At 59.4% G+C, this 26769-nt stretch carries 16 protein-coding genes and 1 tRNA gene; 6 read left to right on the forward strand and 11 right to left on the reverse strand.

Going from position 1 to position 26769, the window contains the following annotated elements; all coding sequences use genetic code 11:
- Positions 1–3 precede the first annotated feature (3 nt).
- The 3 genes from AC2I9W_RS01260 to AC2I9W_RS01270 form a co-directional block, all read right to left on the reverse strand.
- Entirely contained in the window at positions 4–666 is a 663-nt protein-coding gene (locus tag AC2I9W_RS01260; RefSeq protein WP_486408271.1) for a hypothetical protein, read from the reverse strand.
- 5 nt (positions 667–671) lie between these two features.
- The gene (locus tag AC2I9W_RS01265) at positions 672–1505 is read right to left on the reverse strand and encodes a zinc ribbon domain-containing protein (RefSeq protein WP_486408272.1); all 834 of its coding nucleotides are present in this window, start codon (positions 1503–1505) and stop codon (positions 672–674) included.
- 483 nt (positions 1506–1988) lie between these two features.
- Positions 1989–3167, reverse strand: a complete 1179-nt coding sequence (locus tag AC2I9W_RS01270; RefSeq protein WP_486408273.1) for a metallophosphoesterase — start codon at positions 3165–3167, stop codon at positions 1989–1991.
- A 136-nt stretch (positions 3168–3303) separates the two neighbouring features.
- Here AC2I9W_RS01270 and hrpA point away from each other — a divergent pair, with 136 nt between their 5' ends.
- The 3 genes from hrpA (at position 3304) to AC2I9W_RS01285 (ending at position 9823) form a co-directional block, all read left to right on the forward strand.
- Positions 3304–7350, forward strand: a complete 4047-nt coding sequence (gene hrpA, locus AC2I9W_RS01275; protein ID WP_486408274.1) for an ATP-dependent RNA helicase HrpA — start codon at positions 3304–3306, stop codon at positions 7348–7350.
- Between the two features lie 38 nt (positions 7351–7388).
- Positions 7389–7928 (forward strand): hypothetical protein, encoded by a 540-nt coding sequence (locus tag AC2I9W_RS01280; protein ID WP_486408275.1) that lies wholly within the window; start codon positions 7389–7391, stop codon positions 7926–7928.
- A gap of 206 nt (positions 7929–8134) precedes the next feature.
- Positions 8135–9823: a long-chain fatty acid--CoA ligase gene (locus tag AC2I9W_RS01285; protein WP_486408276.1), complete on the forward strand. Its 1689-nt coding sequence runs from the start codon at positions 8135–8137 to the stop codon at positions 9821–9823.
- A 15-nt stretch (positions 9824–9838) separates the two neighbouring features.
- On the opposite strand, the gene AC2I9W_RS01290 is transcribed toward AC2I9W_RS01285, so the two are convergent.
- The 8 genes from AC2I9W_RS01290 to AC2I9W_RS01325 form a co-directional block, all read right to left on the reverse strand.
- A tRNA-Sec gene (locus AC2I9W_RS01290) sits at positions 9839–9934 on the reverse strand.
- A gap of 181 nt (positions 9935–10115) precedes the next feature.
- Positions 10116–12041 carry a selenocysteine-specific translation elongation factor gene (gene selB / locus AC2I9W_RS01295; protein ID WP_486408277.1) on the reverse strand — a complete coding sequence of 642 codons (1926 nt, stop codon included), beginning with the start codon at positions 12039–12041 and terminating at the stop codon, positions 10116–10118.
- An 82-nt stretch (positions 12042–12123) separates the two neighbouring features.
- Positions 12124–13563 carry an L-seryl-tRNA(Sec) selenium transferase gene (gene selA / locus AC2I9W_RS01300; RefSeq protein WP_486408278.1) on the reverse strand — a complete coding sequence of 480 codons (1440 nt, stop codon included), beginning with the start codon at positions 13561–13563 and terminating at the stop codon, positions 12124–12126.
- A 144-nt stretch (positions 13564–13707) separates the two neighbouring features.
- The gene (gene fdhE / locus AC2I9W_RS01305) at positions 13708–14673 is read right to left on the reverse strand and encodes a formate dehydrogenase accessory protein FdhE (RefSeq protein ID WP_486408279.1); all 966 of its coding nucleotides are present in this window, start codon (positions 14671–14673) and stop codon (positions 13708–13710) included.
- 89 nt (positions 14674–14762) lie between these two features.
- A complete protein-coding gene (locus AC2I9W_RS01310) occupies positions 14763–15392 on the reverse strand; it encodes a formate dehydrogenase subunit gamma (protein ID WP_486408280.1) in 630 nt (209 codons plus the stop codon).
- Complete coding sequence (fdxH, locus tag AC2I9W_RS01315; RefSeq protein ID WP_158391160.1) at positions 15389–16309, reverse strand: formate dehydrogenase subunit beta; 921 nt, start codon at positions 16307–16309, stop codon at positions 15389–15391. Before fdxH ends, AC2I9W_RS01310 begins: the two co-directional genes overlap by 4 nt.
- Before the next feature lie 12 nt (positions 16310–16321).
- On the reverse strand, positions 16322–19387 hold the full coding sequence (gene fdnG / locus AC2I9W_RS01320; RefSeq protein ID WP_486408281.1) for a formate dehydrogenase-N subunit alpha: 3066 nt from the start codon (positions 19385–19387) through the stop codon (positions 16322–16324).
- Between the two features lie 205 nt (positions 19388–19592).
- Positions 19593–20750, reverse strand: a complete 1158-nt coding sequence (locus AC2I9W_RS01325; protein WP_486408282.1) for an AI-2E family transporter — start codon at positions 20748–20750, stop codon at positions 19593–19595.
- A 220-nt stretch (positions 20751–20970) separates the two neighbouring features.
- On the opposite strand from AC2I9W_RS01325, the gene AC2I9W_RS01330 reads away from it, so the two are divergent.
- The 3 genes from AC2I9W_RS01330 (at position 20971) to lpdA (ending at position 26653) form a co-directional block, all read left to right on the forward strand.
- Positions 20971–23850, forward strand: coding sequence for a 2-oxoglutarate dehydrogenase E1 component (locus tag AC2I9W_RS01330; protein ID WP_486408283.1), 2880 nt, complete (start codon positions 20971–20973; stop codon positions 23848–23850).
- 64 nt (positions 23851–23914) lie between these two features.
- Positions 23915–25144, forward strand: coding sequence for a 2-oxoglutarate dehydrogenase complex dihydrolipoyllysine-residue succinyltransferase (odhB, locus tag AC2I9W_RS01335; RefSeq protein WP_486408284.1), 1230 nt, complete (start codon positions 23915–23917; stop codon positions 25142–25144).
- A gap of 81 nt (positions 25145–25225) precedes the next feature.
- Positions 25226–26653, forward strand: a complete 1428-nt coding sequence (lpdA, locus tag AC2I9W_RS01340) for a dihydrolipoyl dehydrogenase (protein ID WP_486408285.1) — start codon at positions 25226–25228, stop codon at positions 26651–26653.
- Positions 26654–26769 lie beyond the last annotated feature (116 nt).

Consider the following 26769-nt stretch of genomic DNA (forward strand, 5'->3'; position numbering starts at 1 on the left):
GGATTAAAGCTTGCCGCGAATTTCGCCAGCTTCTATGGTGTAGCGCTCTGTGCCGACGGGCAGCAGGGAGTCGACTTTCTTGATGACCGTCACAGGCTTGCCGCCCTTGGACTGCGTGGTGCCAGTGGCGGTGTTCACGCGCCCGGCCTTGACGTCTTCAGCCGACTGCGTGACCACAATGCTGGAAGCCCCTCGGTTGTCGGCCAGTTCGTTGGCCAGCTCCTTGAGCAGGTTCATGGCCTGGGTGTATTCTTTGCGCCCCTTGGCTGCCAGAGGCATCTCCACCGTCAGGGCGGAAAAAGCCCGCATCTGATGGGTTTGACCGGACTGCCCGTCGGTAATGGAGACGGTCTTGGTTTGCACGGGCCCGGCCACTGCACGTTGCTTGACGGGGAGCTTTTGCATGGCCTGTATGGCCTGCGCTTGGAGGCTTTGCGCTTGCTGGGTTTCCTGGTCCAGAGCGGCTTGCAGGCGGCTGAAGCGCTCAGCCTGACCGCCGGAGACGGCAGTGGCGGGCGCATTGCTGCTGGCTTGGCAACTGGGGTCTGCCGAGTTGGTGACCCGCGAGAGCATGCAGCTCAGCGAGTTGGAGGCGTCTTGCAAAGTAGCGCAGCCGCTGAGCAGGATGGCGGCACAGGCCACGAGGGTGAGTTTGAGATTTTTCATTCTTTTCAATCCAGCAGGTCATCCAGGGAAGGGCCAGCATTCCTGGCAGGGGGCTCAATTCTGGGTGGTGCAGGTCTTGCGGCTTTCACGGGTGCTGGCGAAGCGGTCTGTGCCGTGCTGGAAGAGAGGGCTGGCACTGCTGCAGTATTGGAAGCACTAGCGGCGTCTTCAATGGCCAAGCCAGTCGATGCCGCGCTGGTGTTGGCCTGGTTTAGGCTCTCAGTCTGCGCCTGTGATGCAGGGGCGCTGCTGTCAGGCTGTGCAGGGGTTATAGAGGCTGCAGAGGCCGTACCGCTTTGAGGGCCGACCAGTGCGTCGGCCCTGGCCTTGTCTTCGGCTGAAACGGAGTCCTTGTCGGCAGCTGTTGAGGCGGAAGAGTTCTTGCCCGAGACGGCCATGCTCTTCATGCTGCTAGCCATCTGTATTCCAGCAATGATGGCCACAATGACCATTGCCAGTAGCGCCCACTTGATCCAGCCATTGCTGCTGGCAGTGGGCTCTGCTGGCAAAGCCGGTGCGCTTGCACTGACGGGTTGGAACGCGGGAGCCTCCCGGTACTCGGGCTGCCGCGCTTGCGGTGCTACAACGGGTTGAAAGGGTTCAATGGGCTCGATGCTTGGCGGCGCCATGGACTCTGCGGCAGCAGAGGTGGCAGAAGTGGGGGTGAAGGTCAGGCCGCACTGGGTGCAAAAGCGGGCATCTGGCTTGCAGGCCGCACCGCACTGGCTGCAGGATTTTTCCAAGGCGAAAACCGCAGGCTCAGTTTCCTGCCTGGTGCCGCAGTTTTTGCAGAACTTGGTATTGGGTGGCAGCGGATGGCTGCATTGGGAGCAATTCATTGTCTGCAATGGCTAAAGAATTTGCGGGCTATGGCTGCCGGCATGATGAGTATGTCGACGACGCCTGAATTTGCAGGTCTGCGTCACGGTTGGCATCGCGTGCTGAAACCCTGAGCGCCTTCGGAAATTTTTTTGTATCTTAGCGGCGCATTGCCGACGGACTGCTGAAAGCGTCGTCTTGGTTTGCCGGATGAGAGGAAGTTGCGACAGGGTTCTGTCAGATTGGAGCGAGTCTGTAAAAAAATCCTCGGCTGCCTATTTGCCTGAAAGATAAAAAAATTCAGTGGGGTCAATGATTTGAAGAAAAAAAATGAAATGAATGACGGCTTGCAGTCCATCATTTTGAAAAGAATTTGAACCTATCAGACTGTCAGATTTCTGCCAATCCCAAGACCTGCGGGGCGGCTGGCAGGGTCTGGGGGGAGGACAGGGACAGGAACAGTGGCCTGCAGACGTACTCTTTGCCCCTTCCTCTGTTTCTGGCTACTTCTCCGCCGTCAGATTCAGCACTTCAATGCGAGGCGGAACGCCCAGACGCACGGCAAAGCCTGCCCACAGACCTGCCCCACTGCTGACCAGCAGCTTCATGTTGCCAATTGAGTATTCGCCGCGCACAAAGCCGTTGTTGACAGGGGCAACCAGCCAGCGATCCATGCCCGCAATCAGGCCGCCATGGGTGTGGCCTGAAATCTGCAGGTTCACGCCCTTGGCGGCGTTGTCACGCGCGAACTTGGGCTGGTGGGCCAGAAGAATATGAAACTGTGCCTTGGCCTTGCGGGCCTGGGCGGCAACCGTGTCCACATCTGGAGGAACGCCCTCGGGGGCCATGGGATCGCTGTTGTGGGGCGAGGTGCGGCCATAGGCCGGGTCACCAATGCCGGACAGTGCCAGCTTGCTGCCCTTGATCTGCAGCAGCTGGCTGCGGTTTTCCAGCAGATTCAGACCAAGGCGGCGGAACTCTTCCATCCAGGCGTTGTAGCCGCTGTAGTACTCATGATTGCCCGGCGCGGCCCAGACGCCATAGCGGGCTGTAAGCTTTGCCAGGGGCGCCACGCTGGCGCGGCTGGTGGCGACATCACCGTCAACCAGGTCACCGGGCAGCACGATGAGATCCGGCGCAGCAGCCAGGGTGCGTTCGACAATGGTGTTGATGTACTGAGCGTTGTTCACGGGGCTGGCATGCAGGTCGGCCAGCACGGCAATGCGCAGGCCCTCCAGCGCCGGTGGCAGGCTTCTGACGGCCAGCGTCTGCTCGTGCACTCGGGGAGGCTGCAGGGCATTGAAAACGCCGATGGCGCTCAGGCCAGCCGTGGCGATGACTGCTCCCATGGTGATGGCAGGAATATGCAGTATCTGCGCGATGCTGCGGTGCCCGGTGAGCTGGGCGAGCAGCCACAGCAGATCGCGCAGCACCACGAATACCGCCAGCATCAGCAGTGTAGAGAGAATCCAGCCCCCTGGCACTTGCAGGCGGGCAATCAGGGTGTAGGGCAGGGCGTTGGTCTGCACCGCTTTGAGCAGCAAAGCCGGAGCAATGCCTAGCGAGGCGGTAAGCAAGACGGCGATCAGGCGAGTGAGACGAGAGGTGCCGTTGAGTCCGGCAACAGGCCACCAGAGCCAGAGCGCCAGCAGCGGAATGATGAGAGCAGCAGTCGAAACCATGGGAGATAGAAAACGAAAATTGCCGCGAGCATAGCAAGTGCCGGTGGCTGGCCTGTGAATCGCCAGGGCGCAGGCTGCGGTCGCTTTTGCCATGCGCACGCAAGAGTGGCCAAGGGCTGGGATAATCCCAGCCCTTATGTCTTTGAAGATCACCTTCCCCGAGTCGCTTCCCGTATCTGGCCGCCGCCAGGAAATCATGGAGGCCATGGATCGCCATCAGGTCATCATCGTCTGTGGCGAGACGGGCTCGGGCAAGACCACTCAGCTGCCCAAAATAGCGCTGGCGCTGGGGCGCGGCAAGCTGAACGCCACGCCCGACGCCAATGGCAATGTGCGCGGCCACTTGATCGGCCACACCCAGCCGCGTCGTATCGCCGCGAGCAGCGTGGCCAAGCGCATTGCTGAAGAGCTGAACACCCCGCTGGGCGAGGTGGTGGGCTACAAAGTGCGCTTTCAGGACACGCTGCAAAAGGGCGCTTCGGTCAAGCTGATGACCGACGGCATCTTGCTGGCTGAGACGCAGACCGACCCGCTGCTCAAAGCCTATGACACGCTGATCATCGACGAGGCGCACGAGCGCAGCCTGAACATCGACTTTCTGCTGGGCTATCTCAAGCAGATCCTGCCCAAGCGCCCCGATCTGAAGGTGGTGGTGACATCGGCCACGATTGATGCCGACCGCTTTGCCAAGCATTTCGAGAGCAAGGATGGACCAGCGCCGGTCATCATGGTTTCGGGCCGCACCTACCCGGTGGAGATGCGATACCGCCCGTTTGAGGGTGAAAAGGACAAGGATCTGAACGACGCCATTGCCGATGGCGTCGATGAACTCTGGGCCGGCGGCAAGGGCGGCGACATTCTGATCTTCTTGCCCGGCGAGCGCGAGATTCGCGAGGCGGCCGACCATCTGCGCAAGCATTTGCAGAATTCGCCCACCTTGCGATCTGCCGAGGTGCTGCCGCTGTTCTCGCGCCTGTCGCAGGCCGAGCAGGACCGCATTTTTGACGGTCACACGGGCCGTCGCATTGTTCTGGCAACCAACGTGGCCGAAACCTCGCTGACGGTTCCAGGCATTCGATACGTCATTGACGCAGGCACGGCGCGCGTGAAGCGCTATTCCTTCCGTAGCAAGGTGGAGCAGCTGCTGGTCGAACCTATCTCGCAGGCCGCCGCCAACCAGCGCGCCGGCCGCTGCGGCCGCGTAGCCAACGGCATCTGCATCCGCCTGTATGACGAGGTGGATTTCAACGGCCGCGACCGCTTTACGGATCCGGAAATCCTGCGCTCCTCGCTGGCTGGCGTGATTTTGCGCATGAAGGCGCTGGGTCTGGGCGATGTGGTGCATTTCCCGTTCCTCGAAGCGCCTTCGGGCCGCGCTATTGCCGACGGCTACCAGTTGCTGGCCGAGCTGGGCGCTGTGGACGACCACGGCCAGCTGCTGCCCATGGGCAAGGAGCTGTCGCGCCTGCCGCTGGACCCGCGCGTGGGTCGCATGATTTTGGAAGCGCGCGAGCGCGGTGCCGTGGCTGAGGTGCTGATTATTGCCTCGGCTCTGTCTGTGCAGGACGTGCGAGACCGGCCCATGGAGGCGCAGCAGCAGGCCGATCAGGCCCATGCCAAGTTCGACGACGAGAAAAGCGAGTTCACCGGCTATCTGCGCCTGTGGAAATGGTTGCAGGATGCGCGTGGCGGCAAGGTGGTGGCCAAGAGCCGCAAGGAAATGGCGGCTCAGCATGCGCCGGCGCCCAAACCGTCGGCCCGCAACCAGGCTTTCTTGCCTGTGAGCCAGCGCGCCAGTGGAGCGCAGGTGCAAGGCACGGTCGAAGAGCGGCTGGCGTTGTTCAACCCGGCTGAGCAGGCTCAGGATGCCACGCACAAGATCAGCAACCGCCAGTGGGAGCAGTTGCTGCGCCAGAACTTCATCAATATCCGCCGGGTGCGCGAGTGGCGCGACATTCACTCGCAGCTGCTCACGGTGGTCAAAGAGCAGAAATGGCTGCTCAACAACGAGGCGGCCGGCTACGACGCTGTGCACCTGTCCATGCTCTCGGGCCTACTGGGCAATATTGGCTATCGTGGAGAGGAAAGCGAAAGCTATCTGGGCGCGCACGGCATCAAGTTTCACCCGCACCCCGGCGCGCATCTCTCCAAAAAGCCGGGCCGCTGGATTGTGGCGGCCGAGCAGGTGGAGACCTCGCGCCTGTACGGCCGCGGCATCGCCGCGATTGAGCCGCAGTGGCTGGAAGAGGTTGGTGGCCATCTTTTGAAGAAGCAGCTGCTGGACCCGCACTGGAGCAAGAAACAGGCCGATGTGGTGGCGCTGGAGCGTGCCACGCTCTACGGGCTGGTGGTCTACAACGGCCGCCGCGTGAGCTATGGCCGCGTCGATCCGCACGAGGCGCGCAACCTCTTTATCCGCCAGGCACTGGTGGAGGGCGAGTGGGAGACGAAGTGGCATTTCCTGCCCGCCAACCTCAAGCTCATGCGCAAGGTCGAGGAGCTGGAGCACAAGAGCCGCCGCCAGGACGTACTGGTGGACGACGAGCTGATTTTTGCCTTCTACGACCAGCACCTGCCCAAGGATGTGTACAGCGGCGCGACCTTTGACAAATGGTTCCGTCTTGAATCCAAGAACCAGCCCGAGCTGCTGCGCCTGTCCAAGGATGAGCTGATGCGGCACGAGGCCGCAGGCATCACCACGGACAAATTCCCCAAGACCGTGAAGCTGGGCGGCGCCGATTGCACGGCCAGCTATCTGCACAGCCCCGGCGATGCGCGCGACGGCATCACCGTCACCGTGCCGCTGTTTGTGCTCAACCAAGTGTCGGAAGAGCGCGCCGAGTGGCTGGTGCCGGGCATGCTCAAGGACAAGATTCAGGCCCTGCTCAAGAGCCTGCCCCAGCGCCCGCGCAGCCGTTTTGTACCGCTGCCCGAGAGCGCGGCACGGCTGGCCGAGCTGTTTACACAGAGCGAGCGCTGGGCCCAGGGTGGGCTCATCGACGCCTTGCTCAAGCAGGTGCGCGACGAGACTTCGCTGGATGTGAAGCGTGCCGACTTCAAGCTGGACATGCTGAGTCCGCATCTGTTCATGAACTTCCGCATCACGGACGAGCATGGTCGCCAGCTGGGCCAGGGCCGCAATCTGGGTGCGCTCAAAGCCGAATGGGGTGCCAAGGCGCGCGGGGCGTTTCAGGCGCTTGCTTCATTAAAGGTAGCTGCTGGCGCTAGTCAATCAAAGGATTCAGATGCAAAAGTATCTGAAACTGAGAAGAGACAAGCGCAAGCAGCTCCTAAAAAAGATAGACCTGCAGATGCCAAGCCCGCTCAGCCGCATGATGCCCGCTATAAGGACTGGAGCTTTGGCGAGCTGCCCGAGTTGATGGAAATCAAGAAGGGCGGCACCACGCTGATTGGCTTTCCGGCCCTGATCGACCATGGCGATGCCATCGGCATCGAAGTGTTTGATGAGCCCGAAGTGGCAGCCGCCAAGCACCGCGTGGGCCTGCGCCGTCTGTTTGCGTTGCAGATCCGCGATGCGCTCAAGTACCTGGAAAAGAACATTCCCGACCTGCAGAAGATGGCCGTGGCCTATATGCCGCTGGGCACACAGGAAGAGCTGCGCGCCCAGATCATCGACGTGGCGATTGACCGCGCCTTTTTGCAGGAGCCCTTGCCGAGCAACGAGGCAGACTTCAAGCAACGCGTGCAGGACGGGCGTGGCCGCCTGACGCTGATCGCCAACGAAGTGGCGCGCATGTCTCTCACCATCCTTACCGAGTACGCGGCTGCCGCGCGCAAGATCAAGGACACCAAAAATGCGCCAGATGCCACGAAAGACGCGGGAGAGCAGCTGCAAAAGCTGATGCCCAAGAACTTTATCGCCGTGGCACCCTGGAGTCAGCTCGGCCATTACGCGCGCTACCTCAAGGCCATCACCACGCGGCTCGATAAATACCGAGCAGACCCGGCGCGCGATGCGGCCAAGATGAAGGAGTTGCAGCCGCTGGAGCAGCGCTACTGGCGTCTGGTGGCGGAGCGCAAGGGCCAGGTCGATGCGCGCATGCAGGAATACCGCTGGATGCTCGAAGAGCTGCGCGTGAGCTTTTTTGCCCAGGAGCTGCGCACACCGTACCCGGTCAGCGCCAAGCGTCTGGACAAGGTCTGGGTGCAGTTGCAGCAGTAGTGTGGCGCAGCCAGGCGCTGATGCAGGGGAGGTCGCAGATGTTCTGGAGCCGGGGTCTGTTGCCGCAGGAGCAGGATTTTGTGCAGCGGTATTTTGGCCACTCGCTCAAGTCTCTGCAGCCGCGCATTCGACTGCACCTGCGGCGTCTGGGTGACACGCGCCGTGCGCTGTCGCTGAATGGTGGCCGCCTGTATCTGCCGCGCTGCTTTTTTGAGGGCGATGACCCGCGTCAGCCGCTGCGACTGGCGCACCCGGGCGTGGCGGGTATCTTTGCCCATGAGCTTCTGCACCAGTGGCAGCGCCTTCAAGGCGTGGCCGTGACGCGCCAAGCCATGCTGCTTCAGGCGCGGGCTATTTGCCTGCGCCAAGACCCTTATGCCTATTGCGCCAGTGGCGACGAAGCACAGATGCTGGCGCTGTTTCAGGCGGCATCGGTAGAGCAGCAAGGACAGATGTGGGAAGACTATGTGCGCAGTGTTGTAGCCGGTGTCCCCATGCCTTGCATGAAGCGGGTGCGGGCCTATATTGCAGGTGCTGGTGACTTGCCTGCGGGGTTGAAGGCCGAGATCAAATCCTGATCCGAGACTTCACGGGCTGCACCGAATATGGTCGCCGTGCTAAGCGACTCTGTGGCGAACCGTGGGCCTGCGCCCGGGTCACCTGGGTGACGAAGTCTTGGGGCCATCCCGGATGCCGGATAAGAGGTCGAGACCTAGTCTTGCGGCTTGCTAGTCCTTCTGGACTATGTGCGTCTCGCTGTATCTCATTTACGGATGTCCGACCCATGCCCGCTCACCACCCGTTCTGGCCCAATCGCCTGCCTCACTCCATCACCGTTCCAGCGACCAGTGTCTGGGACAATCTGGCCATCAATGCCAAACGCTACCCGGACAAGCCAGCGCTGGTGTTTCTGGGCCGCACGACGACCTATGGCCAGCTGTGCGAGGGCACGGAGCGCATGGCGGCGTATCTGCACCGTTTGGGCGTGAGCAAGGGCGACCGGGTCATCTTGCTGATGCAAAACAGCTCTCAGCTGGTGCTGGCGCATTACGCCATCATGCGTGCCAACGCGGTGGTGGTTCCGGTCAACCCCATGAACATGGCCGAGGAACTCAAGCACTACATCACGGACTCCGGCGCCAAAGTCGCCATCACCACGGCAGACCTGGCACTGGAGCTGGCCAAGGCTAGCAATGCACTGGAGCCTCAGCAAGCGCTGGAGCACATGGTGGTGACACAGTTCACAGATGGCTTTGATGCCGATGTACAAGGCGTGAATGCGCTGCCCGAGGCATGGCGCAGCTGGCTGCTGAGCGAGAGGGAGACTGCCCAGCTCCAAAGTGGACAGGTTCATGCCTGGGCTCAGGCGCTGGCTTGCGAGGATGAGCCAGTGCCTCACCAAGTGGGGCGCGATGATCTGGCGGTGCTGCCTTACACCAGCGGCACGACAGGCCATCCCAAAGGCTGCATGCACTTGCACAGAAGCATCAACCACAACGCCATCGCCGGCGCTCTCTGGGGGACAGGCACGAGCGAGAGCGTGGTGCTGGCCGTGGTTCCCATGTTTCACATCACGGGCATGGTCTCTGTGCTGCACAGTGCCATCTACATGGGCGCAACGCTGGTCATCATGCCGCGCTGGGAGCGTGAGCTGGCAGGGCGGCTGATCTCTCACTACCAGGTCACCAGCTGGACCAATATTCCCACCATGGTGATTGACCTGCTGGGCAGTCCCAACTTTGCATCGTTTGATCTGTCCAGCCTCAAATACATCGGCGGCGGCGGCGCGGCCATGCCGCAAGCGGTGGCTCAGCGGTTATTGGATCAGTACGGCCTGCGCTTTTGCGAAGGCTATGGCCTGACGGAGACTGCCGCGCCATCGCACAGCAACCCGCCCGATCATCCCAAACAGCAATGTCTGGGGATTCCCTTCATGAGCACGGATGCGCGTGTCATCAGCCTGGATACGCTGCAGGAAGTGCCCCAAGGGGAGCAAGGCGAGATCGTGGTTCATGGCCCCGAAGTCTTCGAAGGCTACTGGCAGCGCCCCGAGGCGACCGAGCAAAGCTTCATGGAGCTGGACGGCAAGCGCTTTTTCCGCACCGGCGATCTGGGACATGTGGATGAGGAGGGCTACTTTTTCATCACCGACCGGCTCAAGCGCATGATCAATGCCAGCGGCTTCAAGGTCTGGCCCGCCGAGGTGGAGTCCTTGATGTTCCGTCATCCGGCCATTCAGGAGGCTTGCGTGATTTCTGCCAAAGATGCCTATCGCGGTGAAACCGTCAAGGCCGTGGTCGTGCTGCGTGCCGGGCATGAGGCCACGACACAAGAGCAGATCATCGACTGGTGCCACAGCAATATGGCGGTCTACAAGGCACCGCGTCTGGTGCAGTTTGTGACGGCCTTGCCCAAGAGCGGCAGTGGCAAGGTGATGTGGCGCATGCTGCAGGAGCAGGAAGCTGCTGCTTGAAGGCAAGAAGGGAGATGGCGGAAAGCAGCTGGAGTCGAACCAACCCGGGAGCGGCTGACGCCCCCCACCGGGTTTGAAGCCCGGCCGCGCCACCGGGCACGATTGCCTTCCTTATTGGCAAGAGCTGAAAGAAACCTCTGCAACTCTTGTAAAAGACAGGAAACCGATTGTAGCCAGCAATCATGATGTTGCTGCGATCCATTGCGACAAAGCCCCAGTGCGCAGTGCTTTATCAATTTGATAGTGCGCTGGGCAGACTGGATATGGGCTAGAGCCTGATTTTGCGAGTCATTCAGTGGGTGGAGCTCTTCCACTTCACGTCGGGTCGCAACAGGTGTGCGTCGCGCACGCGCCGGGTATAGCCGATACGGTCAAAGAATTCGAGGATTTGAATGGCGCGCTTGCGCCCCAGCCCCGTGGCATCCCGGAAGGCGGCAGCTTCTACCTCGGCTTTGCTGTGCTTTCCCGCCAGCTCGGCAATCAGACTGGCCAGCTCGTCCATACGGGCCGGCGCGTAGAACAAATCCTTGATGACCTGAAACACCAGGCCCTGGCGTGAGAGCTTTTTGAGCAACTGGCGCACCACTTCTTCGCCGGCACCATGCTCGCGCGCCAGGTCACGAACCCAGGGTGGGTCGAAGCGGCCAGCGGCAATGGCGGGCAGCAGTTTCTCGGCCAGCGCCTGCTCTGCGCTGCTCAGCTGAACGCTGTGCTGAGGCAGGTGCAGCCATGCCCCGGTGCTGCTGAGCAGCTTTTGCTCCAGCAGTGCATCGATCAGGCCCTGGTAGAGCGAGTCATAGCTGCTTTGCTGCAGGCCGGGCAGGGCCATGCGGCGCAGGCGAGCTGCGTTGACGCCGGGCTCGTCCGGAGACTTTTCATGAAACCGCGTGAGGCTGTCGATCACCTGTGTCTGCAACTGTTGCCAGCGCTGCTGGCCTAGGATCAGCGCATCGCCTGCAGCGGCAGGCAGCTCGATGGTGTGCGCCAGGCTGGCATCCTGAAGGGCATGACCGCTCAGCCGTATGAGCTGAGAGCGTGCAATGCCATGAGGGGCTTGCGCAATCAGTGCCGTGAAGTCATGTCGGGTGATGAGCTGCTCCATGGCATCCAGATAGGCCATGCGCTCTTTGCTGCGGCGTTTTCGCGCCGGTGCGTAGGGATCAAGCACCATGCCACCGGCAATGGTGCGATTGGCCTGGGCGTTGCGCACAATGATGCGATCGCCAGGCAGTGCAAGGACGGGGCTGTCGAGCACCAGCTGTACGCGTGCTTCTGTGCCAGGCTCGATGGCTTCGTCTTGCAGCAGGGCCACGTGAGCGGTGGTGTGCTTGGTACCCAAATGCACGTGCACGGGTGTCCATTGCGTGAGCTGAGGCGCTTCGCTGAGCAGGTGCAGGTGCAGGTCTATGCGGTCGGTTGCCTGCATCAGGCGCGCATCCAGGATCCAGTCGCCGCGCTCGATTTCTTCTTTGGTGATGCCTGCAAGGTTCAGGGCACAGCGCTGGCCTGCCGAGCCGGTTTCGCTGCTCTGGTTTTGTGCATGGATGCTGCGCACGCGCACGGATTGACCGGTACCGGAATGCACCAGGGTCTCGCCTGCCTTGACCATGCCGTTGAAGACGGTGCCAGTGACCACCGTGCCCTGACCGGGCAGAGTGAAGGCGCGATCCACGGCGAGGCGGAACAGGCCATCCCGGGGGCGGGCATTCATCATTTGTGCCTGCATATGCAGATGGTCGCGCAGCGCCTGCACGCCCGCATCGCCGGCCTGCGCGGCATTGGTCTCGAAGATGGGGCTGTCAGCAAGGGCGGTGACGCTGAGAATGGCCTCGATTTCGTGGCGTACATCGGCAATGCGCCCGGGCAGCACACGGTCGACCTTGGTCAGTGCCACGCTGCCGCGACGCACGCCCAGCAGTTGGAGGATTTCAAGGTGTTCTATGGTCTGGGGCATGACGCCGTCATCGGCAGCGACGACCAGCAGCGCATGGTCGATGCCCACGGCGCCAGCGGCCATGGTGTGAACAAATTTCTCGTGACCCGGCACGTCGATGATGCCCAGCACATCCCCATTGGGCAAAGGGCTGTAGGCATAGCCCAATTCGATGGAGATGCCGCGGGCCTTTTCTTCTTTGAGGCGGTCGGTCTCCACGCCTGTGAGGGCGCGTACCAGCGTGGTTTTGCCGTGGTCAATATGGCCTGCGGTTCCAATGATCATGGTTTGCTCAATTTTTGATAGCTGCTTGCGCTTATGTATCAAGCGCTAGAGCCTGTTTTTATATTGATAATTGCGAGTGCGGTCAGACCAGTTGCTGCAGTTGCTCGATGAACTGGGCTTGTGCCGCGCTTTCGAGACAACGCAGATCCAGCCAGAAGGCATCGTCATGCAGCCGCCCGATAACGGGGCGAGGCAGGGCGCGAAAGCGTGCTTCAAGCCGGGTCAGCTGGCGGCCGGCCTGCTTGCCGCTGGCTGGATAGATCTTGAGGCCAAAGCTGGGCAGGTTTTCTACGGGCAGGGCGCCACTGCCGATCTGGCTGTGCATGACGGCGCTTTCCACCACAAATCCTTGTCCCAAGGTTTGCTGCAGCAAGGGCTTCAACAGCTCGGCCTGGGTTTGCATGTCGCTCGCCTGGCGGGTGAACAGGCGCAGCGTGGTCAGCTCTTGCGCCAGCGTCTCTGGGTTCAGGTACAGGCGCAGTGTGGGCTCCAGCGCCGCCAGCGTAATCTTGCCCACGCGCAATGCGCGCTTGAGCGGGTTTTTCTTGATCTGGGCAATCAGCTCCTTCTTGCCCACGATGATGCCGGCCTGGGGGCCGCCCAGGAGCTTGTCGCCACTAAAGGTGACGATATCGGCTCCGGACTCCACGGTTTCGCGCACGGTGACTTCGTAGGGCAGTCCCCAGTCACGCATATCGATCAGTGTGCCGCTGCCCAAGTCCACAATCATGGGCAGCTTGTGTTCATGCGCAATGCTTGCGACATCGGCATCGCTGACGGCTTTGGTGAACCCGGTGATGGCGTAGTTGCTGCAGTGCACTTTCATCAGCGCTGCGGTGTTCTCGCTGATGGCTTCTGCATAGTCTTTTTCATGCGTGCGGTTGGTGGTTCCAACCTCCACCAGCTTGGCACCTGCGCGGGTCATGACGTCGGGGATGCGGAAGGCGCCGCCGATTTCCACCAGCTCGCCACGCGAGACGATGACTTCCTTGCTTAGCGCCAGGGTAGACAGCACCAGCAGCACGGCTGCGGCATTGTTGTTGACAACGGTGGCGGCCTCGGCACCGGTCAGCTCGCAGATCAGTGACTCCACCAGGTCATCGCGGTCGCCGCGTCCGCCGTCGGCCAGGTCGTATTCCAGGTTGGCGGGCGCGCTCATGGCTTGCACCACGGCATCGATGGCTGCTTGTGGCAGCAAGGCTCGGCCCAGGTTGGTATGCAGGACCGTGCCGGTGAGGTTGAAGACGGGCTGCAGGCGCGGCGCAAAGCGTGTCTGCAGTTGCTTATGGGCACTTTGCACAACGCTGGCGATGTCGGCTTGCACCACTTGTACGGCCTGGTCAGCCGGGCTCAGAAGCTGCTGGCGCAGCGCTGTCAGCACCTCGCGGACAGCTTGGGTACATGCATCTAGGCCATAGGTCTCGCGCAGCGCCATCATCTCGGCCGTGAGCAAGACCTTGTCTACGGCGGGAAGCTGAGAGGGGTGCGAGATTTCAGGGGCAGTCGCTGCGTTATTGCTCATGGCCTAGTTTTTCGGAATCGTTCGGAAAAAGGAAAAGGCGGCAGGTTGTCCTGCCGCCTTCATTATGGTGGCGGTTGGCGCCAGCGAGGGCTGAGAACGTGTTGACGAACTCCTCGCGGCTGCGTAGAGATCGTCAACACGTTCTTATGCCGCCGGGTCCACCAGCTCGTTGCTGGCTTCGCCTTGCTGTTCTTCGGCCACTGCGACAAACAGCAAAGGGTTGGCGCTGGCGCGCTGAAACTGGGTTTCGCTCATCAGCAGATCCAGCATCAGGGTGGCCAGGTCGTCGGCCAGTGGCTCGACCATGGGATTCTTTTCCTGGTTGACGATCTTGCGATAGCTTCCGCACTCGTCGCAGGTTTCGGCCAGAACTTCTTCACCTGCACCTTCGATGCCTTGGTAATGAATGCCCTTGGTCGATTCGCAGTGTGTGCATTTGACGCGCACGGTATGCCATTCGCAGGCGCAAGTGCCGCAATGGACGTAGCGATGGCCTGCGACCTTGCCGCCGATGCGAATGATGCTGGCCACAGGTTCACTGGCGCAGACGGGGCAGATGCTGGCAGGGTCTGTGAAAGGTATGTCACGAACACTCAGGCCGGCGGAGCGCTTGGTAAACACCACCTGCAGGGCGGCCATGATGAAGGGGGCCATGCCGACATGGCGGGCTGCCACTTCTTTTTGCAGCAGCTTCTTGGCGATGTCGTCACGCGTTTCGGCCGAGAGGTTGCGCAGCTCGTTGATGAGAGGCTGCAGGGGCTGCGGCAGGCCTTCGCTGCCTTGCAGCGTGTCCAGCATATTGTTCAGTACGGTCTGCCAGGCCGGGTCGATGTTGTCCACTGCGGGCAGCAGTGGCATGGAGTGCTCCTGGGCGCGGGCGATGAGTTCTGCATCGGCTGCCTTGACCTCCACAGCACTTACGGCTTTGTGCTGTGCATCCATGATTTGCGCCACGAACTGAAGATAGTCGGCGATGGGGTTGCCATCGGCGAGCTGACGCACGCGGGCTGCACGCTCGGCAAACAGGCTGCCGGCTTGCGGTAGAAGGACTCGGGGAAAGCTGGTGTGATCCAGTGCTTCAATTTCACCGGGTTGGAGGATGCGTTGCATAGTCAATCCCAAAAATAAATGGCCGCCGACCACCATGATGGAGGACGGCGGCTCCATTCAGGCCAGAAGCCTGAAGCCGGTCAGGACAATTACTTGTCTTCGCCGGTCACCTTGCGGAACCACAAAGGGTGGTGGAAGCGTGCCCAGGCACGGGTCACGGTACCGCGGGTCATGGCACGAATGGTGCCCTTGGTCCAGATGGCGGCATAGATGTGGGCAATGATCAGACCGATCAGGCCGAAGGCGCAGATGGCATGTACCAGGGAGCCGAGGCGAACCACGGTCACAGGCAGATTCCACCAGGAGCGCCACATCAGCACACCAGTCACGGTCAGCCCAAGCATGCACAGCACCAGCAACCAGAACATCACCTTCTGGCCGCCGTTGTACTTTTCAACGGGAGGCATTTTTTCATGCTCGCCATTGACCAGTGCACCGACGTTCTTGAGCCATTCCACATCGCGGTCCTTGATGATGTTCAGCTGCCAGAAGCGGAAGAACATCATCAGGAAGCCGATGGCCATGACGACTCCGATGTAGGGGTGCAGGATGCGTGTCCAGGGGCCGCCACCGAACAGGTTCGTCATGAAGAAGAACGAGGGGTGGAAGAACGCCAGACCGGACAGGGCCAGCAGCACGAAGCTGATGGCTACTACCCAGTGGTTGACGCGCTCGGCTGCCGTGTAGCGCACGATGTCACGAGATTTGCTGCGGGTCATGTGCGGTCCTCCTCACGCTTGGCTGCACGGTTTTCTTCCTCTTCAAGCTCCTCGGGCACTTCCAGAGGGCCCTTGGTGATGTAGTGGAAGAAGCTGCCAACAGCTGCTGCGCCCAGAGCGGCCAGAGCCAGAGGCTTGGCCACACCCTTCCACAGCGACACCATGGGGCTGATGGATGGGTCGTCAGGCAGCCCCTTGTACAGCGAAGGCTTGTCAGCGTGATGCAGAACGTACATCACGTGTGTGCCGCCCACACCTTGCGGGTCGTACAGACCCGCCTTGTCGTAGCCGCGTTCCTTGAGGTCCACGACACGATGGGCTGCCTGCTCCTTCATGGCGTCCTTGGTGCCGAACATGATGGCGCCGGTAGGGCAGGTCTTGACGCAGGCTGGTTCCTGTCCAACCGCCACGCGATCCGAACACAAGGTGCACTTGTACGCCTTGTTGTCCTTCTTTGAGATGCGCGGCACGTTGAACGGGCAGCCGGTCACGCAGTAACCGCAGCCCACGCACTGGTCTTGCTGGAAGTCCACGATGCCGTTGGCATATTGGACGATAGCACCTGGCGAAGGGCAGGCCTTCAGGCAGCCTGGATCTTCACAGTGCATGCAGCCGTCCTTGCGGATCAGCCATTCCAGATTGCCCGTAGCTTCGTTTTCGTACTCGGTGAAGCGCATCACCGTCCACGAGTCCGGCGTCAGGTCCGTCGGATTGTCGTAGACGCCAGCTGCGGCCGTGCCGACTTCGTCACGAAGATCGTTCCATTCCATGCAGGCGGTCTGGCAAGCCTTGCAGCCAATGCACTTGGAAACGTCGATCAGCTTGGCCACTTCGCCCGAGTGGGCGCCACGCGCACTCGGAGAGGGCGTGGTTGTGGCCGAGCGGCGTTTGATATCGAGAGACATGGTTGATGACATCAGCGTGGCTCCTTAGATCTTTTCCACCTTCACGAGGAAGGTCTTGGATTCAGGGGTCAAGCTGTTACCGTCACCCACGGAGGCTGTCAGGTTGTTCGCCAGATAGCCCTTGCGTCCCGTTGTCGAGAAGCCCCAGTGAATCGGCACACCCACGTGATGGATGGTCTTGCCATCAATCTGCATGGGCTTGATGCGCTTGGTCACCACGGCGACAGCCTTGACAAAGCCACGCTTGGACGAGACCTTGACGTTTTGCCCGGTCTCGATGCCCAGCTCCTTGCCCAGAGCCTCACCAATTTCCACAAACTGCTCGGGCTGAACGATGTTATTCAGCTGAACATGCTTGGTCCAGTAGTGGAAGTGCTCGGTCAGGCGGTAGGTCGTGCCTACATGCGGGTAATCCTTGGGATCGCCTTGGGTGCCCTTGGCGGTCTCGAGGATACGCATCACAGGACTGATGACGGCCTCCTTGTTCTTGGGGTACATGGGGTTGTAGCCCAGCGGGTTGTCAAACGCCTCATAGTGCGTGGGGAATGGACCCTCGGCCATGCCCTTGCGAGCGAACAGACGTGCCACACCTTCGGGGTTCATGATGAAGGGGTTGGTCGTTTCTGGGGGCATTGTGGGGCCCATGTCGGGCACGTCAGCACCCGTCCAGTTCTTACCATTCCACTTGATCAGTACGCGCTCAGGGTTGAAGGGGTTGCCTTCGCGGTCACACGATGCACGGTTGTACAGCACGCGGCGGTTGGCAGGCCATGCCCAAGCCCAGTTCAGAGTGTTGCCGATGCCTGTTGGGTCGCTATTGTCACGGCGGGCCATCTGGTTGCCAGAGGACGTCCAGCTACCCGACCAGATCCAGCAGCCACCCAAGGTGGAACCATCGTCACGCATTTCACCAAAGCCACCCAACTGTTCGCCCGCCTTGCGAATGAGCTTGCTGGGGTCCTTGGGATCGAACAGATCGACCAGTGCACGACCGTTGTATTCCTTGGCCACTTCTTCAGCAGAAGGGTGAGCGGCTTGGGCATAAGGCCAGTACAGATTGGTGATGGGCTCAGGGAACTTACCACCTTCCTTCTCATACAGGGCCTTCAGGCGCAGGTGCAGACCGGACATGATTGCGATGTCGGTTTTGGCCTCTCCTGGTGGTTCGGCAGCCTTCCAGTGCCACTGAAGAACGCGTGAAGAGCTGACTACGGCGCCTTCTTCTTCGGCGAAGCAGGTGGTGGGCAGGCGGAAGACCTCTGTCTGGATAGAAGCAGTATCCACATCGTTGAACTCGCCATGGTTTTTCCAGAATTCGGAAGTCTCTGTCACCAGAGGATCCATGACGACGAGGAACTTCAGCTTCTTGAGGCCTTCGCGCACGCTGTTGCTGTTGGCCAAGGCAGCCAGGGGGTTGAAGCCCTGGGCGATGTAGCCGTTGACCTTGCCCTGCGTCATCATCTCGAAGATCTGCAGCATGTCGTACTGCTTGTCCAGCTTGGGCAGATAGTCAAATGCCCAGTTGTTTTCAGCAGTAGCAGCAGGTCCCCACCATGCCTTCATCAGGCTGACGTGGAACTTGGGCGTGTTCGACCAGTAGTTCATCTGTCCTGGGCGCAGCAGTTTGGGTGTGCGCGAGGCGATGTACTGACCGTAGTCTTGCTCGGCTTCGTTCGGGAGCGTTAGGTACCCGGGAAGCGAGGCAGACAAAATGCCTAGGTCGGTCAGGCCCTGGATGTTGGAGTGGCCACGCAGTGCATTCATACCGCCACCAGCGATGCCGATATTGCCCAGCAGCAGCTGGATCATGGCGCCGGTACGCAGAATCTGCGCACCCGTAGTGTGCTGGGTCCAGCCTAGGGCGTACATGATGGTGGCAACACGACCTGCTTCCGCAGTAGATGCCAGCTTCTCGCATACGTGCAGGAACTTTTCCTTGGGCGTGCCGCAGATGGACTCCACCTTTTCAGGGGTGTAGCCGGCATAGTGCTTCTTGAGCCACTGGTACACGCAACGAGGGTGCTGCAGCGTAGGGTCGACCTTCACAAAGCCATCGTCACCCAGCTCGTAATCCCACGATGCCTTGTCGTAAGTGCGCTTTTCAGGGTCGTAGCCGGAGAAGATGCCTTCGTCGAACGCAAAGTCTTCGCGCACGATGAATGAGAAGTCTGTGTAGTTCTTCACATACTCGTGGTGAATCTTGTCGTTCGTCAGCAGGTAATTAATCACGCCACCGAGGAAGACGATGTCCGAGCCGGAGCGGATCGGTGCATAGAAGTCAGCCACGGATGCCGAGCGGTTGAAACGAGGATCGACCACCATGAAGTGAGCCTTGTTGTGCTCCTTCGCTTCTGTCACCCACTTGAATCCGCAAGGGTGTGCTTCAGCGGCATTGCCGCCCATGATCAAAATAACGTCCGCGTTCTTGATGTCGACCCAATGGTTCGTCATCGCTCCACGGCCAAACGTCGGGGCAAGACCTGCCACCGTCGGGCCGTGTCAAACACGTGCTTGGTTATCGAGTGCAAGAAGGCCCCAGGAGCGGGCCACTTTGTGCGTGATGTAACCGGCTTCGTTGCTGGAAGCAGACGCTGCCAGCATGCCGGTGGTCAGCCAGCGGTTGACCTTCTGGCCTTTTTCGTTGGTTTCAACGAAGTTGGCATCACGGTCTTCCTTGAGTAGCTTGGCCACGCGATCCAGGGCCTCATCCCAGGAGATGCGTTTCCACTCGTTGGAGCCGGGAGCCCTGTACTCAGGGTACTTCAGGCGGTTGGGGCTGTGGACGTAATCCAGCAGCGAAGCTCCCTTGGGGCACAGAGTGCCGCGATTGACCGGGTGATCCGGATCGCCTTCCACGTGCATGACAGACAGGCGAGAGTTCATCACGCCGTCTCCCAAGGAGTACATCAAGATTCCGCAGCCTACCGAACAGTAGGTGCAGGTTTGGCGAGTTACAGTGGTAGAAGCCAGTTTGTACTGACGCACCTCTGCTAGCGCTGCTGTGGGTGAGAAACCCATCAGCGCCAAGCTTGAACCCGCCAGAGTCGAACCAGTTACTTTCATGAACTGGCGTCTGGAGAATTGGACCATTGTGGGGTACCTTTTCGAGTGAACGCTTATGTGAAAGCAAATTTTACGGTGACGTCTAATTTTGATAGCAGCAACAAACCCTTAATAGTTGAGTAATTGTTGAGCGCATTGCAGTGTTTGGGTTCGTTTTTGATTTTTTTAATAATGAATTTTGATTGTTTGACTAGATGTTTGAGTGGTAGCGGTCAGCCATTGGCAGGTATCCTCAGTCCGCCAAATTGGGGCTTGCCTCTGATTCTCCGGATAACGGTTGTGGCTTGAGTTGTGAGGCGGCTTCATAGGGCGCTGTTATGTCTTTGTGTAGTCTCTCCGACTCTTGCTGCTGCATCAAAGTAAACAACTCCCAGGCGGCCATAAACAGGGCTGCGAGGGCTGGGCCTAGTACAAAACCGGAAATGCCGAACACTGACATGCCCCCCAGTGTTGAAATCAAGACGACGTAATCAGGCATCTTGGTGTCTTTACCAACCAAAATAGGTCGCAGCACATTGTCGACAAGACCTATGACGAGGATGCCGTAGGCTGCTAGTACCACTCCTTGAGTGATAGCGCCAGATGCCAAAAAGTAGATGGCTACGGGTCCCCAGACTAAACCGGCACCCACAGCAGGGAGTAGCGACAGAAAAGCCATGACAACGCCCCAGAGTACCGGCCCTTGAATGCCAAGAATCCAGAAAATCAAACCGCCGAGTACGCCCTGTGCAGCTGCGACAGCCAGATTGCCCTTGACGGTCGCACGAATCACGGTGATGAACTTGGTAGCTAGTTCGCGTTTGTGCTCAGGAGCTAATGGGGTAGCAGACCAAATGCGGATTACCAGTGCTTTGCCATCGCGCAGCAGGAAAAAAATGAGGTAGAGCATGACGCCGAAGCCGACGATGAAGCCCAAGGTGTTCTGTCCCAGGCCAAGTGCTTTGGTAGCCGCCAGCTTGCTGGCCTGCAATGCGAGGTTGGATAACTTGTTCTGAATTTCTTCAAGCGTGCCCAAGTGCAATCTTTCCAGCCAGGGTGTCATCCAGGAGGGAAGAGCCTTGAAAATTTGCTCTATGTAGCTGCCCGCGGAGAGGCTCCCCGTGCTGATGCGCTCATAGATGGCGGCTGTCTCTTTCAAAAGAGTAAGGCCTATCAAGGATAGAGGCAAGATGACCATTACCAGACTAATCAGCAAGGTTGCCAGAGCAGCCATATTGGGCATCTTGGGCATCCGCTCTTGCAGCTTGCGGTGAAGAGGGGCAAAGACAATGGAGAACACCACTCCCCAGAAAATTGCCATAGCATATTCCTGAAGAATCAAGATGAAGGCTAGGGATGATGCTATCAATAAAAGAATAAAGGCGCGTTTGTGAAGCGGCAGAAGCGGCATGCGATTCCTTGGTTATCGTGTTCTAGCAATGTAAGCGAGCCCATGAGGCGTAAACATCTTGTCTTTTATAAGACTAAGACTTTGAACAGTGGCACAATGACTGCCGCAACTCAAGGCCCTTCCCCAGCCACAGTCGCATCCGCCAATCGGTACAGCCGTGTCGCGGGAGGTTCCACAAACCAGCTAATGCTTTCTGAAGGAAAGCGGAGGTCAGCGAAACATGAGCGATCAGTCAACGATCTATCAAGCCTACCAAGGCAATACTTATCTCTTTGGCGGCAATGCGCCCTATGTCGAAGAGATGTACGAGAACTACTTGGCCAACCCTGGTAGCGTGCCCGATTCTTGGCGCGAGTATTTTGATGCGCTGCAGCATGTGCCTGCAGTCGATGGCACGGACAACAAGGACGTTCCCCACCTGCCTGTGATCAATGCTTTTGCCGAGCGTGCAAAGCAAGGTGGTACCAAAGTAGTGGTGGCTTCCGGCGCAGACTCTGAACTGGGTCGCAAGCGCACTGCTGTGCAGCAGTTGATTGCTGCTTACCGCAATGTGGGGCAGCGCTGGGCCGACCTGGATCCTCTGAAACGTACGGAGCGCCCCGAAATTCCCGAGCTGGAGCCATCTTTCTATGGCTTCACCGACGCTGACCAAGAAGTGGTGTTCAACACCAGTAATACCTTCTTCGGCAAGGAAACCATGACTTTGCGCGAGCTGATGAATGCTCTGCGTGAAACGTACTGCGGCACCTTGGGGGCCGAGTACATGTATACCACCAATCAGAATCAAAAGCGTTGGTGGCAGCAACGTCTGGAGTCCATTCGCTCCAAGCCCTCATTCAATGCCGACGAAAAGAAGCGAATTCTGGAGCGGCTTACCGCTGCAGAGGGGCTGGAGCGCTATCTACACACCAAGTACGTAGGCCAGAAGCGTTTCTCGCTGGAAGGCGGTGAGTCATTCATCGCGGCGATGGATGAGCTGATTAACTCTGCCAGCGCTAAGGGCGTTCAGGAAGTGGTGATCGGCATGGCTCACCGCGGTCGTTTGAACGTGCTGGTCAACACCCTTGGAAAGATGCCCAAGGACCTGTTTGCGGAGTTCGATCACACAGCGCCTGAAGATCTGCCTGCTGGTGACGTGAAATACCATCAGGGCTTTAGCTCCGACGTGTCTGCCAAGGGGGGGCCTGTTCACCTTTCGCTGGCTTTCAACCCTTCGCACCTCGAAATCGTCAACCCTGTGGTGGAAGGCTCGGTGCGCTCGCGCATGGATCGTCGCAACGACCCTCAAGGCAAGCAAGTACTGCCCGTACTGGTGCACGGTGATGCTGCCTTTGCAGGTCAGGGCGTAAACCAGGAAACGTTGGCGCTGTCAGAAACCCGTGGTTACACCACTGGCGGTACGGTTCACATCATCATCAACAACCAGATCGGTTTCACCACTTCTGATCCCCGCGACCTGCGTTCCACGCTGTATTGCACCGATATCGTCAAGATGATTGAGTCGCCCGTGCTGCACGTGAATGGCGATGATCCAGAGGCGGTGTGTCTGGCCATGCAACTGGCTCTGGATTTCCGTATGGAATTTTCCAAGGATGTGGTTGTTGACATTATTTGCTTCCGTAAGCTGGGTCACAACGAACAGGACACTCCTGCTCTGACGCAGCCTCTGATGTACAAGAAGATCGGTGCCCACCCAGGCACCCGTAAGCTCTACGCAGACAAGCTGGCAACCCAAGGTCTGGGTGAAACGCTGGGCGATGAGATGGTCAAGGCTTACCGTGCAGCCATGGACGAAGGTCGTCACACCCAGGACGTGGTGCTGACCAACTTCAAGAGCAAGTACGCAGTGGACTGGAGCCCCTTCATCGGCAAGACCTGGACCGACGCTGGTGATACCGCCATTCCTCTAGCTGAGTGGAAGCGACTGGCTGAGAGGATCACCACATTGCCAGCCAGCGTGAACCCCCACGCTCTGGTCAAGAAGGTGTATGACGACCGCGCAGCCATGGGGCGCGGCGACGTGAACGTGGACTGGGGCATGGGTGAAACCATGGCTTTCGCCTCGCTGGTCGCTTCGGGCTACCCGGTGCGTCTGTCGGGCGAAGACTCTGGTCGCGGCACCTTTACGCACCGTCATGCTGTGATTCACGATCAGAAGCGTGAAAAGTGGGACGAAGGCACCTATATTCCTTTGCAGAACGCTGCAGAGAACCAGGCCGAGTTCACCGTTATCGACTCCATCCTGTCCGAAGAGGCAGTGCTGGGCTTTGAATACGGCTATGCATCGAACGATCCCAACACTCTGGTGGTGTGGGAAGCCCAGTTTGGCGACTTCGCCAACGGCGCTCAGGTGGTGATCGACCAGTTCATCGCGTCTGGTGAAGTGAAGTGGGGTCGTATCAACGGCCTGACACTGATGCTGCCTCACGGTTATGAAGGCCAGGGTCCTGAGCACAGCTCGGCACGTCTGGAGCGCTTCATGCAGCTGGCGGCTGATACCAATATGCAGATCGTGCAGCCCACAACGGCCAGCCAGATCTTCCACGTCCTGCGCCGTCAGATGGTGCGTGACCTGCGCAAGCCGCTGGTCATCATGACTCCCAAGTCGCTGCTGCGTAACAAGGATGCAACTTCGCCTCTGTCCGAGTTCACTTCTGGTAGCTTCCAGACCGTGATCCCTGAAAAGGATGAGGCCATCGTCAGCAACGCCGCCAAGGTCAAGCGCATCATCGCTTGCTCGGGTAAGGTGTACTACGACCTGGTCAAGAAGCGTGCCGAGAAGGAAGTCAAGGACGTGGCTATCATCCGCGTCGAGCAGCTGTATCCTTTCCCTCACAAGGCATTCGCTGCCGAAGTGAAAAAGTACGCCAATGCGACTGACATCGTGTGGTGCCAGGATGAGCCTCAGAACCAGGGTGCCTGGTTCTTCATCCAGCACAATATTCACGAAAACATGCGTGAAGGCCAAAAGCTGGGCTACTCCGGTCGCGCTGCGTCCGCTTCGCCCGCCGTTGGCTACGCACATCTGCACCAAGAGCAACAAAAGGCACTGGTGGAAGGCGCTTTCGCCAAACTCAAGGGTTTTGTCCTGACCAAGTAATACAGGCGACAACCCCTGTCTGAGGACAGGGGTGCACAAAAAACATCTTTGGAAAGAATTCAAAATGGCAATCGTTGAAGTTAAAGTCCCCCAGCTGTCCGAGTCCATCGCTGAAGCCACCATGCTGACTTGGAAGAAGAAAGTCGGCGAGGCAGTGGCCGTCGATGAAATCCTCATCGAGATCGAAACCGACAAGGTGGTGCTGGAAGTGCCCGCTCCTTCGGCTGGCGTGATCACCGAAATCCTGCAAGGCGACGGCGCAACCGTGGTGGCCGAGCAGCTGATCGCCAAGATCGACTCCGAAGCCGTCGCCGGTGCTGCTGCTCCTGCAGCCGCCCCCGCTGCTTCGGCTCCTGCAGCAGCCCCTGTGGCCGCTGCCGGCACTGACAAGAGCGGTGTGGCCATGCCTGCTGCTGCCAAGATCCTGGCCGATAACAACCTGTCCGCCGCCAACGTGGCTGGTACAGGCAAGGATGGCCGCGTGACCAAGGGTGACGCTCTGGGTGCGATCAAGGCTGGTGCCGCTATTCCTACTGGCGCTCCCAAGGCAGCTCTGCCCCAGGTGGCAGCTCCTGTGGTTGCAAGCCTGGGCGAGCGCCCTGAGCAGCGCGTGCCCATGACACGTCTGCGCGCCCGTATCGCCGAGCGTCTGCTGCAGTCGCAAGCCACCAACGCCATCCTGACCACGTTCAATGAAGTGAACATGGCTCCCGTGATGGAGCTGCGCAAGAAGTTCCAGGACCAGTTCACCAAGGAACACGGCGTGAAGCTGGGCTTCATGTCCTTCTTCGTCAAGGCTGCTGTGCACGCCCTGAAGAAGTTCCCCGCTGTGAATGCCTCTATCGATGGCAACGACATCGTCTACCACGGCTACTTCGACATCGGTATCGCTGTGAGCTCGCCTCGCGGTCTGGTGGTGCCCATCCTGCGCAATGCAGACCAGATGAGCTTTGCCGAAATCGAAAAGAAGATCGCCGAATTCGGTCAGAAGGCCAAGGAAGGCAAGCTGGGCATTGAAGAAATGACCGGGGGTACCTTCTCCATCTCCAACGGCGGAACCTTCGGCTCGATGATGTCTACCCCCATCATCAATCCCCCTCAGTCCGCCATTCTGGGTGTGCACGCCACCAAGGACCGCGCTGTGGTCGAAAACGGTCAGATCGTGATTCGCCCCATGAACTACCTGGCCATGTCCTATGACCACCGCATCATCGACGGACGCGAAGCCGTGCTGAGCCTGGTGGCCATGAAGGACGCGCTGGAAGACCCATCCCGTCTGCTGTTCGATCTGTAATTCAACGGATCAAGCTTCTATAAAGCCCACCACCAAAAGCGGTGGGCTTTTTTCGAGTTCAACAGAGAAAAGATTCAAATCATGAGCAAGCAATTTGACGTCGTCGTGATCGGCGCAGGCCCCGGTGGCTACATCGCTGCCATCCGCGCTGCACAACTGGGTTTCAACGTCGCCTGTATCGACGAGTGGAAGAACGCTGCGGGCGGCGCTGCTCCTGGCGGCACCTGCACCAATGTGGGCTGCATCCCCTCCAAGGCACTGCTGCAGTCTTCCGAGCACTATGAGCATGCCAAGCTGCACTTTGCCGACCACGGCATCTCCACCGGAAAGGTCGAGATGGATGTGGCCAAGATGATCGCCCGCAAGGAAGCGATCGTGAAGCAGAACAACGACGGCATCCTGTACCTGTTCAAGAAGAACAAGGTCACTTTCTTCCACGGCCGTGGCTCCTTTGTCAAAGCGGTTGAAGGCGGCTACGAAATCAAGGTTGCCGGCAAGGAAGAAGAAGTCATCACCGGCAAGCAGATCGTGGTGGCTACTGGCTCCAACGCCCGTGCACTGCCTGGCGTGCCTTTCGATGAAGAGCACATCCTGTCCAACGACGGTGCTCTGAGCCTAGGCAAGCTGCCCAAGAAGCTGGGCCTGATCGGCTCCGGCGTGATCGGCCTGGAAATGGGTTCAGTCTGGCGCCGCCTGGGTGCCGAAGTCACGGTGCTCGAAGGCATGGACAAGTTCCTGCCCGCCGTGGACGAGCAAATCGCCAAGGAAGCCAAGAAGGCTTTCGACAAGCAAGGTCTGAAGATCGAGCTGGGCGTGAAGGTTGGTGAAGTCAAGGTCGGCAAGAAGGGCGTTTCCGTTGCCTACACCAATGCCAAGGGCGAAGCCCAGTCGCTGGAAGTGGACAAGCTGATCGTGTCGATCGGCCGTACTGCCAACACCAACGGCCTGAACGCTGAAGCCGTGGGCCTGGCCCTGGACGAGCGCGGCGCCATCGTGGTGGATGACCTGTGCAAGACCAATCTGCCCGGCGTGTGGGCGGTGGGTGACGTGGTGCGTGGTCCCATGCTGGCACACAAGGCGGAAGAAGAAGCCGTGGCCGTGGCCGAGCGCATCGCTGGCCAGCACGGCCATGTGAACTTCGCGACCCTGCCTTCCGTGATCTACACTAGCCCCGAGGTGGCATGGGTGGGTCGCACCGAGCAGCAACTCAAGGCCGATGGCGTGAAGTACAAGGCTGGTACCTTCCCCTTCCTGGCCAATGGCCGCGCACGTGCGCTGGGTGACACCACCGGTATGGTGAAGTTCTTGGCTGATGCCGAGACTGACGAAATCCTGGGCGTGCACATGGTGGGCCCCATGGTCTCCGAGCTGATTTCTGAAGCCGTGGTGGCCATGGAGTTCAAGGCATCGAGCGAAGACATCGCCCGCATCTGCCATGCTCACCCCTCGCTGTCCGAATCGACCAAGGAAGCCGCTCTGGCCGTGGACAAGCGCACACTGAATTTCTAAGGTTTCATCAGTCTTGCGTACAGGCGATTGACATGGCTGTGAAGTGCTCGTGCGCAGGCTGAGTTTCTTTTAGAATTTAGATAAAAATGGCTGCTAACGCTTAGTACATAAGCGCT

This window comes from Comamonas sp. FUJ_7 (assembly GCF_057369555.1).